This is a genomic window from Comamonas koreensis, from assembly GCF_021026195.1.
Lineage (GTDB): Bacteria > Pseudomonadota > Gammaproteobacteria > Burkholderiales > Burkholderiaceae_C > Comamonas > Comamonas koreensis.
Window position 1 is genome coordinate 841082 of record NZ_JAJNCT010000005.1, and the last position, 15478, is coordinate 856559.

General features: G+C 61.0%; 13 protein-coding genes and 1 tRNA gene. 7 read left to right on the top strand and 7 right to left on the bottom strand.

The features are described from left to right. Positions 1-409 precede the first annotated feature (409 nt). Both LPW39_RS06165 and LPW39_RS06170 read left to right on the top strand, forming a co-directional pair. Positions 410-1669 carry a glutamate carboxypeptidase gene (locus LPW39_RS06165; protein ID WP_230772380.1) on the top strand — a complete coding sequence of 420 codons (1260 nt, stop codon included), beginning with the start codon at positions 410-412 and terminating at the stop codon, positions 1667-1669. A gap of 251 nt (positions 1670-1920) precedes the next feature. After that, positions 1921-2418 carry a DUF421 domain-containing protein gene (locus tag LPW39_RS06170; protein ID WP_230772382.1) on the top strand — a complete coding sequence of 166 codons (498 nt, stop codon included), beginning with the start codon at positions 1921-1923 and terminating at the stop codon, positions 2416-2418. Here LPW39_RS06170 and aliA read toward each other — a convergent pair. From aliA to LPW39_RS06190, 4 genes are all read right to left on the bottom strand, one after another. Then, complete coding sequence (gene aliA, locus LPW39_RS06175) at positions 2415-4061, bottom strand: cyclohexanecarboxylate-CoA ligase (RefSeq protein WP_230772389.1); 1647 nt, start codon at positions 4059-4061, stop codon at positions 2415-2417. The genes LPW39_RS06170 and aliA overlap by 4 nt on opposite strands. Positions 4062-4124: 63 nt before the next feature. Further along, positions 4125-5276: a cyclohexanecarboxyl-CoA dehydrogenase gene (gene aliB / locus LPW39_RS06180; protein ID WP_230772400.1), complete on the bottom strand. Its 1152-nt coding sequence runs from the start codon at positions 5274-5276 to the stop codon at positions 4125-4127. A gap of 24 nt (positions 5277-5300) precedes the next feature. Then, positions 5301-6083: a 2-ketocyclohexanecarboxyl-CoA hydrolase gene (gene badI / locus LPW39_RS06185; protein WP_230772413.1), complete on the bottom strand. Its 783-nt coding sequence runs from the start codon at positions 6081-6083 to the stop codon at positions 5301-5303. 27 nt (positions 6084-6110) lie between these two features. Then, a complete protein-coding gene (locus tag LPW39_RS06190; protein ID WP_230772415.1) occupies positions 6111-6875 on the bottom strand; it encodes a glucose 1-dehydrogenase in 765 nt (254 codons plus the stop codon). An 81-nt stretch (positions 6876-6956) separates the two neighbouring features. Between LPW39_RS06190 and LPW39_RS06195 the strand changes: the two genes are divergently transcribed. The 4 genes from LPW39_RS06195 to LPW39_RS06210 all read left to right on the top strand — a co-directional run bounded on the left by LPW39_RS06195 (position 6957) and on the right by LPW39_RS06210 (position 11841). Further along, the gene (locus tag LPW39_RS06195; RefSeq protein ID WP_230772417.1) at positions 6957-7475 is read left to right on the top strand and encodes a MarR family winged helix-turn-helix transcriptional regulator; all 519 of its coding nucleotides are present in this window, start codon (positions 6957-6959) and stop codon (positions 7473-7475) included. Between the two features lie 259 nt (positions 7476-7734). Continuing rightward, a complete protein-coding gene (locus LPW39_RS06200; RefSeq protein ID WP_230772419.1) occupies positions 7735-8655 on the top strand; it encodes a hypothetical protein in 921 nt (306 codons plus the stop codon). 145 nt (positions 8656-8800) lie between these two features. Next, positions 8801-9220 carry a hypothetical protein gene (locus tag LPW39_RS06205; RefSeq protein ID WP_230772421.1) on the top strand — a complete coding sequence of 140 codons (420 nt, stop codon included), beginning with the start codon at positions 8801-8803 and terminating at the stop codon, positions 9218-9220. 95 nt (positions 9221-9315) lie between these two features. Beyond that, a complete protein-coding gene (locus LPW39_RS06210) occupies positions 9316-11841 on the top strand; it encodes an autotransporter outer membrane beta-barrel domain-containing protein (RefSeq protein ID WP_230772424.1) in 2526 nt (841 codons plus the stop codon). A 320-nt stretch (positions 11842-12161) separates the two neighbouring features. On the opposite strand, the gene LPW39_RS06215 is transcribed toward LPW39_RS06210, so the two are convergent. After that, on the bottom strand, positions 12162-12551 hold the full coding sequence (locus LPW39_RS06215) for a hypothetical protein (protein ID WP_230772426.1): 390 nt from the start codon (positions 12549-12551) through the stop codon (positions 12162-12164). Between the two features lie 248 nt (positions 12552-12799). On the opposite strand from LPW39_RS06215, the gene LPW39_RS06220 reads away from it, so the two are divergent. Next, a tRNA-Arg gene (locus tag LPW39_RS06220) sits at positions 12800-12876 on the top strand. Positions 12877-13021: 145 nt separating this feature from the next. On the opposite strand, the gene LPW39_RS06225 is transcribed toward LPW39_RS06220, so the two are convergent. Together LPW39_RS06225 and LPW39_RS06230 are read right to left on the bottom strand one after the other, a co-directional pair. Continuing rightward, positions 13022-14494 carry a DegQ family serine endoprotease gene (locus LPW39_RS06225; RefSeq protein ID WP_407928792.1) on the bottom strand — a complete coding sequence of 491 codons (1473 nt, stop codon included), beginning with the start codon at positions 14492-14494 and terminating at the stop codon, positions 13022-13024. Positions 14495-14711: 217 nt separating this feature from the next. Continuing rightward, positions 14712-15473, bottom strand: coding sequence for a sigma-E factor negative regulatory protein (locus LPW39_RS06230; RefSeq protein WP_230772429.1), 762 nt, complete (start codon positions 15471-15473; stop codon positions 14712-14714). Positions 15474-15478 lie beyond the last annotated feature (5 nt).

A 15478-nucleotide genomic window follows, 5' to 3' on the forward strand; every position in this document is an offset into this window, starting at 1 on the left:
GGGAGACGTGACCGCATACTGATGCCAACCAGCGTAAATAACCGTTGGTTGGTCTGTCTCCATAAGAGCAGGGTCTAGAAGGACCCATCGACTATCTTCTCAACGAACGAGGCCAAGCACTTGAGCCAGTGGAAAGCAGTCCTCTTGGTCATATCTGGACTGGTCCGATCCATGACCATGGTGTTTGCCAAGTCGTCAGCTTCAGCAAGCTAGCGTGCCCCCATCACTGGGTCAGCCTTGGCAGCTTTGGCTATCCGGATTCGAAGCGCTTGGTGTGGAAGCCCGCTACAGGCAGCTCCACTTGTCCCAGCCGTGACCGCCGTGGCGGAGCTCCGTTCTTATGCTTGCATCCGTCACATGACAATCCCGTGACGCTTTCAACAGGCTCAGCCCCCACCCAATGATTACTATGAAAAAAACCTTGTTGGCCCTTGCCGCAGCTGCGGCCCTTTCCTTGTCCGTTTCGGGCTGCTCCGACAGCAGCGCCTCCTCGCTGCGCTACAACGCCGTGCTCGACCAGGCGTCGCAGGCCGAGAAAGCGGCAGTACTGCAGACACTGCAGGAGTTGGTCAACATCGAGACCGGTACCAATGACGCCATCGGCATTCCGCAGATGGGCAACTACCTGGAAGCGCGCCTGCAGGCGCTGGGGGCCAATGTGGTGCGCCACAAGGCGGAAGCGGGTGTCGTGGGCGACAACATTGTCGGCACCTTCCAGGGCAGCGGCACCAAGAGCCTGCTGCTGATGGCGCACATGGACACCGTCTACACCCGGGGCATTCTGGCCACGGCACCCTTCAAGGTCGAGGGCGACAAGGCCTATGGTGCGGGCATTGCCGATGCCAAGGGCGGCATCGCCGTGATTCTGCACAGCCTGGGCTTGCTCAAGGCGCAGAACTTCAGCAAGTTCAAGACCATCACGGTGATGTTCAACACCGATGAAGAAAAGGGCTCCTTCGGCTCGCGCGATCTGATCCAGCAGTTGGCCGCGTCACATGACTATGTGCTGTCCTACGAGCCTTCGGGCCTGGAAGAAGGCTTTGGCACCGCCACCTCGGGCATTGCCTATGTGCAGGCTGTGGTGCATGGCAAGGCATCGCATGCCGGCGTGGCGCCAGAGGCAGGTATCAATGCGCTGACCGAGGCCTCGGCCCTGGTGCTGCGCACACAGGACATCCAGGACAAAGCCAAGGAACGCGGCTTCAACTGGACCACGATGACCGCCGGCGGCACCGCCACCAACATCATCCCGGACAAGGCGGTGGTCAATGCGGATGTGCGCTATGGCAAGAATGAAGATCTGGATCTGATGAAGGGCTTGCTGGACAAGGCCGCATCGGTGCCCCATGTACACGGTGCCACCATCGACATCAACCTGACCCGTGGCCGCCCGGCCTTCAACGCCACCGATGAGGGCGTCAAGCTGATCCAGAAGGCCATCACCATCTATGCCGATGTGGGCGGCAAATCGCAGATGTACACCACGCGCGGCGGTGGTGGATCCGATGCGGCCTACGCCGCGCTGTCGGGCAAGCCGGTCATTGAAGGCTTGGGCCTGCCCGGCGCCAACTACCACTCCAACCTGGCCGAGTACGTGCTGACCGAGCCCATCGCCCGGCGCCTGTACCTGTCGGCGCAGCTGATCTCCGATCTGGGCCAGGGCATGTAAGCGGCCAGGCCCCCTCCCCCTTCCTGGCGCCAGCACACACTGGCGCCTTTTTTATCCATGGGCTTGCCGCGCGCATGCACCGGCCCGCTGTGCCAACGCAACCATCGGCAAAAGACGACGACATGCAAGCCTGCCAGCGTACGCGGCCACACCACGCCGGGCGGCCGCTGCGGACTATCATTGCCCAGTCAGCGGGCACATCCGGCATGGATGCAGGCGCCGCCCGCCCCCCGTTTGCGAGGAGTGATGCCATGTTCTCTATGAGTGTTCCGTGGTGGGAGTTTGTCGTTCGCGGCTTTGTCGTCTACGCGTTCTTGCTGGTCTTTTTGCGGCTGACGGGCCGGCGCCAGATCGGGCAATACGACCCCTTCGATCTGATCTTGCTGCTGATCCTGTCGAACGCGGTACAGAACTCGATGAATGCGGGCGACAACTCGCTGATCGGCGGCCTGATATCGGCTACGACTTTGATTGCCTGCCACTCCATCATGGCGCAGCTGAGCTACCGCAGCCGGCGGGTGTCGCGCTGGGTCGATGGCATTCCCAAGCGGTTGATCTCCAACGGACAGGTCAACCAGAAAGTGATGGATGCGGAACTCATCACCGGTGACGACCTGAAGGCCGCGCTGCGCGGTGCAGGCTGCCTGCACACCTACGAGGTGGAACAGGCCACGATAGAGACCAACGGCCAGATCACCATCGTGCTGCGCAACCGCGACAGTTCTTCTGGCGCATCGGACGCGGTCTAGCCATGAAGGGAGGCCTTGAGCTGCTCGCGCAGCTTGAACTTCTGGATCTTGCCCGACGGCGTGGCCGGCATTTCTGGCAGCACCACCAGGCGTTCGGGCAGGTAATGGGGCGCCAGCTTCTGCGCCCGCAAAAAGTCGGTCAGGTCGGTCAGCACCGGCTCCGCCGCGCCGGGCTTGAGCACGATCACCGCGCAGGCCCGCTCGCCCAGGCGCTCGTCTGCATAGGCCACCACCGCTGCCTGCGCCACCGCCGGGTGCTTGTAGAGCAGCGATTCCACCTCCACCACCGGAATGTTCTCGCCACCGCGGATGATCACATCCTTGCTGCGGCCGGTGATGCGGATATAGCCTTGCGCATCCATGCGCGCCTGGTCGCCGGTGTCGAACCAGCCGTCATGCGTAGTGGCATTGAGATGCGGGCGTTTCAGATAGCCGCCAAAGTTGGAATTGGCGCGCACCCACAACTGGCCGATCTCGCCGCGTGGGCACTCCTGGCCCAGCGCGTCCAGCACCTTGACCTCGGCGCCGGGCAAGGGCAGGCCATCGGTCTCCACCGCGCGCAGCGCGCCATCGCTGGGCAAAGTGGTGGTGACGGCGCCGTTCTCCGACATGCCCCAGGCCGAGATGATCTGCGCCCCCAAGGCGGCTTGCGCCTGCTCTACCAAGGGGCCGGGGATGGGCGCACCGGCGCACAGAAAGCTGCGCAGGCTGGGCACGGCCCCGCTGGTTGCCACTTCGCGCGACAGATCGGCCAGAAACGGCGTCGATGCCATCGTGAAGCTACAGCGCCATTGCCGGATCAACTGGGCGGTCGTGGCGGCGCTCCATACGTCCAGCAGCACCGCCGTGGCCCCCAGCATCACCGGCATCATCAGCCCGTACATGAAGCCGGTCTGGTGCGCCATCGGCGAGGCCATCAGCACCACCTCGTCGCGGCCCAGGGCCAGGCGCTCGGCATACGCATGGATGTTGGCCATCAAGGTGTTGGAAGAGTGCATCACCCCCTTGGGCTCGCCCGTGGTGCCGCTGGTGTAGATGAGCTGGGTGATGGCATCAGGCGGGGTCCGGTGGCACCCCAGGATCTGCGCGGCGTCGGCGTCGCGCTCCCACGCGGGCTCGGCAAGCAGCGCCTCAAAGCTGTCTGCACCGGCACCACCGATGGCGACCACGTGCTGAAGCTGGGGCAATTGGGGCTGAATGCCTTTGAGCATCGCCTCGTAGTCCACACTGCGAAAGTCCTTGAGCACCACGATGAGCTTGGCCTCCCCATGGCCGAGCATGAACAGCAACTCACGCTCGCGAAAGATCGGCATCAAGGGATTGAGCACTGCGCCGATGCGTGCGCATGCCAGGTACAGCACCGTGAACTGCCAGACATTGGGCAACTGGCAGGCCACCACATCGGCAGGACGCACACCGAGCCGCCACAAACCGATGGCCACGCGGTCGGCCATGCGGGCCAGTTGCGCGTAGTTGAAGGACTGCGCAGCACCCTCGCCCGAGCGCTGCGCCACCAGCGCCAAGCGGTCGGGCCACTGCTGCGCCGCCTGGTCCAGCGCTTCGTTGATGGTGGTGTCGCGCCACCAGCCCTGGCTGCGCATCTGCGCACGGCGCGGCGCCAGCAATACGGCATCAAATTGCATGCTTGTCTCCTGTCGGTTGGGGCTCCGCGCTAGTGGGCTGCGCTTGGGAGCACATGGCGATGGCTATGCGGGCACGGCCTGCCTGCCGGCCCGGTCGCGGGCAATGATGGTTTTCATGATCTGGGCCGTACCGTCGCCGATCTGAAAGCCCAGCACATCGCGCAGGCGCTGCTCCATCACACCCCGGTCGTAGCCGCCATGGCCAAACATCAAGAGGCACTGGTGGATGCAGTCGTAGGCCAGCTTGGGCGCCCACCATTTGCACATGGCCGCCTCGGCACTGTGGGGCTTGCCCTGGTCCTTGAGCCACAGCGCCTGCAGGCACAAAAGGCGTGCGGCGCTGACCTGCGTATCAAAATCCGCCAGGGGGTGCGACACCCCCTGGAAGGCCGACAAGGGCTTGCCAAAGGCCTGGCGCTGGGTAACGTACTGCCAGGCATCATCGAGCGCTGCACGTGCCACGGCCAGCACCTGCAGGCCAATCAGTGCGCGCGAATAGTCAAAGCCCTGCATCACCTGCACAAAGCCCTGGTTCTCATCGCCCAGGCGGTGCGAGAGCGGCACACGCACGTTGTCAAAAAACAGCGAGCCCCGGCCAATGGCACGCTGGCCATGGCAGTCGAAACGGCTGCGTGTGATGCCGGGTAGGTCCATCGGCACCAGCACCGCCGTCACGCCATGCGCGCCCGATTCCACCGTGCCGGTACGGCCAAACACCACGGCGATATCGCACTGGTCTGCGGCGGAGATGGAGGTTTTCTCACCGTTGAGCACATAGCTTTCTGCATCGCCCTCGATGCGCAGGCGCAGGCTGGCGGCGTCGGAGCCGCCCCGGGGTTCGGTCAGCGCAATGGCGCACAGTGCCTCGCCCGCCACCATTTTCTGCAACCAGGGCCGCGCCACATCGGGTTGGCCATGGGCCGCCAGAATCTGCGCATTGAGCGATGCCAGCAGCGGTACATAGGACATGCTCAGGTCGGCACGCGCAAGCTCCTCATGCACCACGCCGGCAGCCAGGCAACCCAGGCCCTGCCCGCCCAGGGGCTCGGGCAGCTCGGGGGCAATCAGGCCCATCGCGCCCATCTCGCGCATCAGGCCGCGGTCCAGCACCCGGGTCCGGTCGCGCTCCAGAAAGCCAGGCGCCACGCGCGCCTCGGCAAACCGGCGCACCGATGCGGCCAGGGTCATCAAGTCATCGTTCAGGTACGGATTCATGGGCACCTCTTGCGGCAGGCTGCGTTATTTGGTGTGTTTGCGGAAATCGGGCTTGCGCTTTTCCTTGAGCGCAGCCACGCCTTCGCGCGACTCGTCCGTGTCGTAATACAGCTTGAGCGCGTACATGCCCATGCCGGCTATGCCCGCCTGGTGTGCGGTGTCCATGTTGAAGCTGCGCTTGGCAATGGCAATCGCGGTGGGGCTGCGCTCGCAGATGGTCTCGGCCCATTCCTGCACGGTGGCATCGAGCTGCTCCGGCGCCACGCAGATATTGGCCAGGCCCATGGCGACTGCCTCCTCGCCGGAATAGCGCTTGTTCAGGTACCAGATCTCGCGCGCCTTTTTCTCGCCCACCACGCGTGCCAGGAACGCCGTTCCATAGCCCGGGTCCACCGAGCCCATCTTGGGCCCTACCTGGCCAAAGATGGCCTTGTCGGAGCAGATCGTCAGATCACAGATGGTGCACAGCACATTGCCGCCGCCAATCGCATAGCCCTGCACGCGGGCAATCACCGGCTTGGGCACATTGCGGATGGCATCGTGCAGCTCTTCCATCGGCAGGCCAATGGTGCCACGGCCATCGTAGTTGCCGTCGTGTGCCGACTGGTCGCCACCGGTGCAAAACGCCTTGTCGCCCGCGCCGGCCAGCACGATGCAGCCCACACTCCGGTCGTAGCCGGCCTTGTTCAGCGCGCGGATCAGCTCGTCACAGGTGGTGCCGCGAAAGGCATTCATCTTCTCGGGCCGGTTGATGGTGATCCAGGCCACGTGGTTGCGCACTTCGTAGAGGATGTCTTCGAATTCCATGTCAGTCTCCTTGTGATTGGGGGGCCTTCAACCGGCCATCGTGAGGCCGCCCGATACGCTGATGACCTGGCCGGTCACATACGCGGCATCGCTGGAGGCAAAGAACAGGATGGCGCCGGGCAAGTCCTCGGGCTGGCCGATGCGGCCCAGCGGGATCGCGCGGGTAAAGGCGTCGAGCAGCTTGTCGGGGTTGCCCGCGCCCTCCTTGTAGCTGGCAAACAAGGCGGTGTCCGCGGGGCCGGGGCAGACCACGTTCACGGTGATGTTGTGGCGTGCATGCTCGCGCGCCAGGGTTTTGGACAGCGCCACCAGCCCGCCCTTGCAGGCGGCATAGACGGCCTCGCCCGAAGAGCCCACGCGCGCCGCGTCAGACGCGATGTTGACGACACGCCCCGCCTTGCGCTCTGCCATGCGCGGCAGCACCGCATGGTGCATGTGCAGGGCGCCTACCAGGTTGATGGCAATGAGCTGCTGCCATTCCAGTTCGGTCGTCTTGGTGAAGGGTTTGAACACATCCCAGCCCGCGTTGTTGACCAGTACATCGATGGCCGCCCACTGCTCGGCCTGCTGCACGGCCGCATCCACACTGGCGCGATCCGTGATGTCGCAGGCCACCGCCTGCGCCTGGCCACCCGCAGCTGCAATCGCATCGGCCACCGCCTGGGCGGCGCCCAGCTGCTTGTCGAGCACGGTCACCCGGGCGCCTTCACCAGCAAAGCGTTTGCAGGTGGCACCCCCAATGCCGCCACCGCCACCCGTTACTACAACATGTTGCCCCTCAAAACGTGCCATGATTCCACCTTTCTTGCGCGCTGCACCGTTTAATTAGACAATATATTTACACAAATGCCGTGCCATGGCAATATTCGAATCATGAGCAAAACCGCCAAAACTCTTAGAGAAAACCCGAACCAGCTGCGCACCGACCTGGCCAACCGGCTGTACTTCAAGCTCTATCAATGCGCCAACATGTTGCATAAAACAGGTACCAAGGCAGTGGAAGCCCAGGGCCTGACCACACAGCAATGGGCGGTAATGGGTGCCCTGTCACGGCCAGAAACCGCAGAAGGCATGGGCATGGGGGAGTTGGCGCGCTACCTGCTGGTAAGCCGCCAGAACCTGACCGGCCTGCTGTCACGCATGGAAGCCGCCGGCTATGTGCACAGCGTGCCCGACCCGGCGGACAAACGCTCGCGCCTGGTGCAGCTCACCCCTGCCGGGCAACAGGTGTGGCAGCACGATGCGGCCGAGTCGATTGGCCGTTATTACGAGCAGGCGCTGGAGGGCTTCTCGAGCAATGACATGGTGCACACCCTGCACTACCTGCTCAAGCTGCTGGACAACATGAAGGCGATTGATGCGCAGCAGAATGCGGGCAAGGAGGAGAGTTGAACGGAAAACGGGTACGGCTGAACCAGCGCAATCGCGAGTTACAGGATAGGCTTCATCGTGCAGATCATCTCGACTGCATGGCTCATTCGAGACTTCAATAATCAACTGTGATTACTGCCACTTCTCCCCGCCGCCGGCTCTGGACAGCGCCCACGGGGCAATAAACAATCAGTAACCATAGCAATGAGCAATAACCGTCATCGCCTCCAAACCCCATGCCACACTCACGGGTTTTGAAAATTGATGAGAGATGGAATAAATGCTCGGAAAAATAGAAAGTGCGCTGCTCTACCTGATGCGGCTGGTGATGGTGGTACTCGTGTTGTTCACCTTGTTCAACTTTGCGCTGTGGAGCTGGGGAGCTGCCCACAAACCCTCCCCAGAGACCGCCGCAGAAGAAATGCACAAAGGCCGTGACTGGGCCGCACTCAAAATCAGCGACGAAGAGCTGAAGAAGATCACCTATTCCGACTTTGGCTATGGTGATTCCAGCCAGGTCGTACACGATGGCAAGCTGGCATCAGATACTGCCGTCGTAGCAGCATTTGCAGAAGTCGATACGCTGGTACGTGCGGCCATTGAACGCAATCCGGTACAGCGCAAGAAGCTTGAAGACGACAACAGCGAACGAGGCTTGGCGCCCGCGCAGCCACTGCCTGCACTGGTAGAGGCCATGCATGCCAAGGAGCAGGCCGGCAACGACATCGCCGCGATGGACGCGGCCACTGCGGCATCTGCCGCTGCCGAGGCAGCCGATGGCGATGGCTGGGAGCCCCAGCCCACCAGCATTGGCGAGGTGCTGCTGAACCAGACCCGCAGCATCATCAGCAGCTACAACTATGACGCAGGCCGCGCCTTCGTGCTGGGCGCGCCTGCGGCGCTCAAGACCCTGCTGGCGGACCCTCAGGTGCAGGCTGGCATCAGCAAGCAGACCGCATCCATTGCCGTCAGCAACCTGCTGCTCAACTACAACATGGTGTTCAGCGCCAAGGCGGGTGAGAGCGACATGCAGACGCCAACATCCGGCTGGCTGCAGCGTCTGATTGAACCCAGCAACCTGCTGGTTTTCACCGTGCTGCTGTGGTCATTTGTATTCTTGATGATGATCGTGGTCTTCCTGCGTGTGGAACGCCATTTGCGGACGATGTCACAGGACGGTAAGGCCCTGGCTCAGCGCTAGCCCCGGATGCATGGGCCTGTCTGTCTGCCCTCCTGTCAGTCGAGGCACATGGCCGATGCGGATGGTTTCAGATGCCCCACATGGCTTCACATCCGCCTCACTCCCAGTTCAATTTCTGCACACACAGGACTTTTAGCATGGATGAATGCAACTTCCAAAGCCCACATCCAGACTCCAGACGATTGGCCTGATTCTCGCCTCCGTGCTATTGGCCAATATCCTTGCAACATGGGTCTTGAGTGCCAATTTAAGCAGCGGCGTGTATCCCAGTGATGCGGATGCCATCATGATTCCTATTGCCAACAACTTTCTGATTTCACTGTTCATATTGCTATTGGGAGCCACCGGGGCGCTCCTGCCCCACCAGCGATTTTTCTGGCGGCTTGTGAGCCGCGTGCTGGTTGCAACGGCCGTTTTGTATTCACTCGCACTGGTTGCATCTTGGTGCTATCCGGATCATTACCTCGCAGCTGCTTCATTTATCCCAATGCTCATGGTCTGCATATGGGCACTCTGGTTACCCAGCACCAAGACAAGATGCAATCACAACCATTTGAGCGCCTAAAAGCGGTTTACAAAATAGAGAACCATCTTAAATACGCGCCATTCAATAGCTAAAATATTAACAAAGGGATACATAAAACTGGTAATTTAGGGCGCATGAACTATATGCCCACATCTGTTCGAGTTCCTTTGCATTGGGGACTCAAGGCTTTTGTAGCAACAGCATATGGGGCATTTGCGCTGCCCTTGACCAGCTGGGCCGCATGCTCACCGCCCTCGCCCATGGGCACCGCAGGGGGCTCGGTTTTGTGCAGCAGCACAACGACAGGCCAGTACCGGATCAATGCGGCAAACGTTCAACTCACCAACAATGCCACAGGTGACATGACGCTGAATGGCGCCAGTGTCGGATTGATCTATGCGGTTGAGACAGCGGCAAACGGTGTGTCGGTTATCAATCAAGGCAGGATGACCTGGGATAATGCGCTCTATCTACTACCGGCGGGAGGTGGCCGAGCGCTGGCCAATATTGGCTATCTGAACAACAACAATTTCAGCGCTGCCAGCTTCCGCAATGAAGCGGGCGCCAGCCTCGTCATGACTACGGCTAGCCCTGCGCTGACCAATAGTGGATTGGATGTGGTGGCGCTGGCAGCAGGGGCCGCAAATAGTCAGGCGACGGTGACCAACAGTGGCAGCATTTCTTTCACCAATACGGCAACCGGCGCGAGTGTTTCGAACAATGTGATAGAGGTGTTGGCGCAAAATTTCACAGTGACCAATACGGGCGTGGTGAATTTCCAGTCTTCGGCGGACGCTTTTACCAACGGCTTTCAGCCGCGCATGTGGGCGCCTGCAAGCGGCGGGAGTGGCAGCACCAGCAATTCCGGGCAAATCAATGTCACCAACACCCATCCAACCCGCACAGTCGGCAGTACAGGCATTTACCAGCGCGCAACGGCCAATTCCCTGGTCGAAAATAGCGGCAGCGTCAGCGTGGTCAATACCAGTGCAGGGGCAACGTCTGCGATAGGAGGCATAGGCGTCATTGGTTACGCCAACAGCACCGGACTCTCTCGCATCAACAACACCGGCAGCGTGATCGTCGACAGCCCCAGCAATTATGTGTATGCCGCCCAATCGGGTGCTGCCAGTAACACCAATCCAGCTACGATTGATAACAGCGGACTGTTGGAGATCAAGTCCAGCACTGCCATTCCGGACCCTGCGTTCAGAGCAGCGGTGATGGTGCTCCCTTCTGCGGCAGGCTTGACGGCCTTGCAAACCATCAACAACAGTGCCAGTGGCATCATTCGCTCGGATGCACAAAGTTACGCCGTACTGGCCTATCAGGACGTGCCCGTGCATCTGAACAACGCAGGAACCGTGAGCGGACCCGTGTTTTTAAGTGGCGGGGCCGACACGCTGATCCACACCGGCGGCTCGATAACCGGCAACATCAATATGGGCATGGGCAATGACAGCATGCAGGCGAGCGGGGGAGCGCTCGTCGGCATCACGGCCATGGATGAGGGTGACGACGCCCTCACCTTGGCTGCAGGCGTGGATGTGTCGCAAGCTCCCCAGTTTGATGGTGGTGCGGGCAACGACATCTTGACCCTGGATGGTCTGGCCATGCGCGGTTTCACCGGCAGCAACAACCTTGCCAACGGAAGCAACCTGACCCTTTGGGAAACCATCCACCTCGCCAATGCGGCAAGCTTGCAGCTCAGCGGCTCGCTGTTCGAAAGTGGCGCAGCGGCCCAGCTCAATATCGATGGTGCTGCCACACTCAATGCCAGCGCTGCCCAAGGTACGTTCAACGTGTATGGCAGCATTGCGAGCGCGGGCACCATCAGCCTAGCGGATGCCAGCGCGGCTGCAGATGATCGCCTTACGCTCACAGGCAACTTCAGTGGCACAGCCAGCAGTGTGGTGGTACTCGACACGGTGCTCGGCGACAGCAACTCTGCGTCTGATGTGCTGGAAGTCAACGGCAGCACCAGCGGAGCCAGCACCTTGCGCATCGTGAATGCCAACGGATTGGGCGCCGTCACCAGCGGCAATGGCATTTTGGTGGTCAAGGTCGATGGCGCATCCGATGCGGTGTTTAGCCTGGAGGGCGGCAGCATCAGTGCTGGTGGCTTCAGCTATACCTTGAACAAGGTAGGCAATAACTGGTATCTGCAATCCACGTTGCTGGCCCCTACCGTCAGCGTTGCCTGCACGCCTGCTGAGCTGTTTGATTCTGTCAACCAGGTCAGCACCTGCACATTGACGCTCTCGCAAGCGGCCCCTGCGCAAGGGCTCAGCGTGAACTTGAATCTTCCCGCAGCCAATCCACGCTACAGCACCTCCTGCCCACAGAACATCACCATACCTGCGGGTGCTTCGATGGCAACCTGCACCATCGTGGCAACCCCCAATACCGACCCGAATGACGGCGACGTCCTTGCAGAGCTGTCGATCGCGCCAGCAACTGTTGCAGGCAGCTATGAGCCAGCAGGCACTCCCGCACAGGTGCTGGTCAGAGACGACGATAACGGGGGGGCATCTGTCAAAGCGGTTCCTGCCTCAGATTACGGCAGCTTGTTGCTGCTGTCTCTCAGCCTGGGTGGGGCAGGGATGCTATTTGCGCGCCGCCAAAAGCAGCAGGCAGTAGTGCGCCAGACAAAGCCTTAGGGATCCACAGCACGCGCTACAGACAGCGGTACTCTCACAGGCTAGGCTAACAAGCCCCCCCCTTGTCGACAGCGCCCACAAAGCCGGAGGAGCCATTGCCTGCAGCGCCTAACGACCACCCTATCGGCAAAGCCTGGATCGGCCCGGCAGTCCGAGAAAGGTCGCCGCAAGCTGGCGTCCAAGACTAGTGCGGCATGGCACCCCTGCCAGACGATACCCTTGGCGCATAGCCGTTTCAAAAAATGAAGGGCATCATCGATTCAACAGACAAACGGATGTTGTGATGATTGGGCAGATGCCTGGCATGGCAGCTCCCGGGGTCATTGCGCTGTTTCGCGGTGCCAGCGCAGGCTTAGAAGCCCAAGTACCAGTGCAAACACTGTCAGCAAGACGAGCATCAGGCCGCCCAGCTTGGGAGTGGGCCTGGACCAAACGCCGGCCGCTTGCCCGCTCACGGCCCCCATGCTGTGTCGTACACGGTGGAAAACCGTCTCGTCATCTGGCGCACTGCCAAGCGCTGGAGCGAGCGCATCGGTGCCAGGCAGAACTACACGGCCATCGGCCAACACTTGCTGCGAGCGCAGCAGGTTGTCGTCCTCTGGCGCATCTTTGGCCGATGCAGCAGCTGGCAGGGCATGCATCAGCACGCAGCCCAAAGCCAGCAACCACCCCAAGATCGAAAGCCTGTACAACCTCATTTCAGCAGCCATATACAGAAATTAACAATATGACTAACTATCGGACTGCGCCTACAAACGGTCAATCCCCAAAAATAGTGAATATGTACTACGTTCACTCGGAGCGCTACAGGCCGTTCGCCGTGATATCTGCATGCCATCAACGGAGAGAATGACCAAGAGCTGGCTGGCCCAACCAGTCCCTGACCCAGACCGCTTGGTTCAACGGACCAAAAAAATCTGGAAATGGTTCAAATTTGCATGCTATAATTGACGGCTTAGCGGCTGTAGCTCAGCTGGATAGAGTACTTGGCTACGAACCAAGGGGTCGTGGGTTCGATTCCTGCCAGCCGCACCAAACGTAAAGCCTCAGAGCAGCAATGCTCTGAGGCTTTTTCGTTGCTGGAGCGGCGCCTGGTCACCGCCACACCGACCCATGAAAAAAGCCGATCTCCATCATGGAGGCCGGCTTGTCATCAGCACAGCAACTATGGCGTGCTGGCTTACTTGGTCGGGCGAATCAGCACATACTGCGTCCACTCACCCCGGCGGAACAGCACGTTGACGGGCTTGGACTTGTCGGCCTTGGCCACCGCAGCGTCAAACTGCTTGACGTCATTGATCTCGGTGTTGGCAATACCCAGGATCACATCGCCTTGCTTCAGCCCGGCACGGGCAGCAGCCTCATCGGCCGACACGATCTGCACACCGCCCTTGAGGTGCATGGACTTGCGCTGTGCATCGGTCAGATCGGTGACCACCAGGCCCAGCTGCTGGGCAGCGCTGGAGGGCTTGGCCTTCTCTGGCTCTTTGCTGGCCGCTGCAGCGTCTGCGCTTGCGTCCGATGGAATCTCGATGATGGTGATCGGGAGATCCAGGGTCTTGCCACGGCGGAACACCGTGACGGTGCTCTTCGAACCGGGTTTGGTATTGCCCACCCAGCGCGGCAGATCCGCGAGCTTTTCCAATGGCTTGCCATCAAACTTGGTGATGATGTCACCCGCTTCCACGCCGGCTTTCTCCGCAGGCGAGCCGCTTTCGACACCCGTCACCATCGCGCCCTGGGCCTTGCCCAGGCCGATCGATTCAGCTATATCCTTGTTCACGGTGGAGATTTGCACACCGATCTTGCCGCGCACCACGCGGCCGGTGGCGCGCAGCTGGTCGCTCACGCGCACCGCTTCATCAATCGGGATCGAGAACGAGATCCCCATGAAGCCGCCCGAACGCGAGTAGATCTGGCTGTTGATACCCACGACCTCGCCACGCATGTTCAGCAGCGGGCCGCCGGAGTTGCCGGGGTTGATGGCCACGTCGGTCTGGATAAAGGGCAGGTAATCACCGGTGTCGCGCTGCTTGGCCGACACAATGCCTGCGGTCACCGAGTTTTCCAGCCCAAAGGGCGAGCCAATGGCCATCACCCATTCGCCCACGCGCAGGCGGTTCACGTCACCAATCTTGACGGCGGGCAGGCCAGTGGCATCGATCTTCACCACGGCCACATCGGTGCGCTTGTCGGCACCCACGATCTTGGCCTTGAACTCGCGTTTGTCGGTCAGGGTCACGATGACTTCATCGGCGCCATCGACCACATGCGCATTGGTCATCACATAGCCATCAGCCGTCAGGATGAAGCCCGAGCCCAGGCCACTGGGCACCTCATCGCCGTCAGCACCTGGCCGCTGGGGGCGCTGCTGCCGAGGAACATTGGGCACGGGCAAGCCAAAGCGCTTGAAGAACTCCAGCATCTCGGGATCGAGGCCGCTTTGGCTTTGGCGGTTGGAGACCTTTTCCATCGTGCGGATATTGACCACCGATGGGCCCACCTGGTCAACCAGGTCGGTGAAATCAGGCAGGCCACGCACCACGGCAGGTGCGGGGGTCTGGGCTGCTGCCGGCAGCATCATTGCACTGCTGACGGACAGGATGGCCGCCAGCGCACTGATCTGAAAAGGCTTCCAACGCTTTAGAGACATATCACTCCTCAATTTGACAATATGGCGGCACCGCATTTTTTAGCGATTCAAACGCCCTGCAATGGTGCCGTGCCGCAATTGGAGGGGCAATAGGCCTCAAGGTTCCAAGCGTGCATCACCCTCAGATAGGCAGCAAAACACAGGTTTCAAGGCTCGACGGCTGAAAGGCATAAAAAAACACCTGCAAGCAGGTGTTTTTTGAAGGGGCAGCGCCTGATCAGCACAGACGCGAAGCTTTGTCTCCGCAGCCATCGCTGCGCTTTTCCGCGTTGAAGGTGGCGTTGCGCAAGAAGCCAGCTGGCATCTGCAGGTTGGCAGTGACACCAATCTGACCACGTGCAGCAAGCACTTCATCGAGGCGAGGATCGCGCAGCATGATGGTGGAGTTCTGCCCCACTGTCACTTGCTGCTCAATCAGACCTTGCGCATTGGCAGCAGGCCTGGAAGATGCAGCAGAAGCTACCACTTGCGGTGCAGCACCACTTGCCAGCTGCTGCGCGTTGCCACCTGCGCCTCCAGCCAGCAATCCCATGCTGTTCCAGCCCACCATCGCCACAGCAGCCACGGTGGCAAAGCCGGCCACCATCTTCCAGCGGAAAACGGAGTGGTTGGCGGCATCCTGCACGGCAGCGGCAGGCTGGACGGTCTGCGCAGCGGCAGCGGCCACGGCCGGCACAGCCACAGCGCCTGGCGCCGGCTGGCCCTGAGCCACCAGAGGCGGCTCCAGCGCAATCTTTGCATTCAGCGCATCCAGGAACGCCAGGCTGTCGGAGCACGGCGCATGGGCCGAACGCATCAGATCACCAATGACCTGGTAGGACTGCACGGAGGCGTAGCAGACCTCATCGTCGGCCAACTCGGGCAGCTCAGCCAGCAGTTGGCCAAGCGTTTGGTTGTCCAGTTCACCATCGACCCAGGCGGACAGCTGCTCACAGGCTGCCTGCGTGCTCTTGTTCAATGCTTGGTTTTCGAGATTCATAGCCA

Coding starts and splice junctions, on each gene's coding strand:
- LPW39_RS06165 (WP_230772380.1), top strand. CDS start 410: ATGAAAAAAACCTTGTTGGCCCTTGCCGCAGCTGCGGCCCTTTCCTTG.
- LPW39_RS06170 (WP_230772382.1), top strand. CDS start 1,921: ATGTTCTCTATGAGTGTTCCGTGGTGGGAGTTTGTCGTTCGCGGCTTT.
- aliA (WP_230772389.1), bottom strand. CDS start 4,061: ATGCAATTTGATGCCGTATTGCTGGCGCCGCGCCGTGCGCAGATGCGC.
- aliB (WP_230772400.1), bottom strand. CDS start 5,276: ATGAATCCGTACCTGAACGATGACTTGATGACCCTGGCCGCATCGGTG.
- badI (WP_230772413.1), bottom strand. CDS start 6,083: ATGGAATTCGAAGACATCCTCTACGAAGTGCGCAACCACGTGGCCTGG.
- LPW39_RS06190 (WP_230772415.1), bottom strand. CDS start 6,875: ATGGCACGTTTTGAGGGGCAACATGTTGTAGTAACGGGTGGCGGTGGC.
- LPW39_RS06195 (WP_230772417.1), top strand. CDS start 6,957: ATGAGCAAAACCGCCAAAACTCTTAGAGAAAACCCGAACCAGCTGCGC.
- LPW39_RS06200 (WP_230772419.1), top strand. CDS start 7,735: ATGCTCGGAAAAATAGAAAGTGCGCTGCTCTACCTGATGCGGCTGGTG.
- LPW39_RS06205 (WP_230772421.1), top strand. CDS start 8,801: ATGCAACTTCCAAAGCCCACATCCAGACTCCAGACGATTGGCCTGATT.
- LPW39_RS06210 (WP_230772424.1), top strand. CDS start 9,316: ATGAACTATATGCCCACATCTGTTCGAGTTCCTTTGCATTGGGGACTC.
- LPW39_RS06215 (WP_230772426.1), bottom strand. CDS start 12,551: ATGGCTGCTGAAATGAGGTTGTACAGGCTTTCGATCTTGGGGTGGTTG.
- LPW39_RS06225 (WP_407928792.1), bottom strand. CDS start 14,494: ATGTCTCTAAAGCGTTGGAAGCCTTTTCAGATCAGTGCGCTGGCGGCC.
- LPW39_RS06230 (WP_230772429.1), bottom strand. CDS start 15,473: ATGAATCTCGAAAACCAAGCATTGAACAAGAGCACGCAGGCAGCCTGT.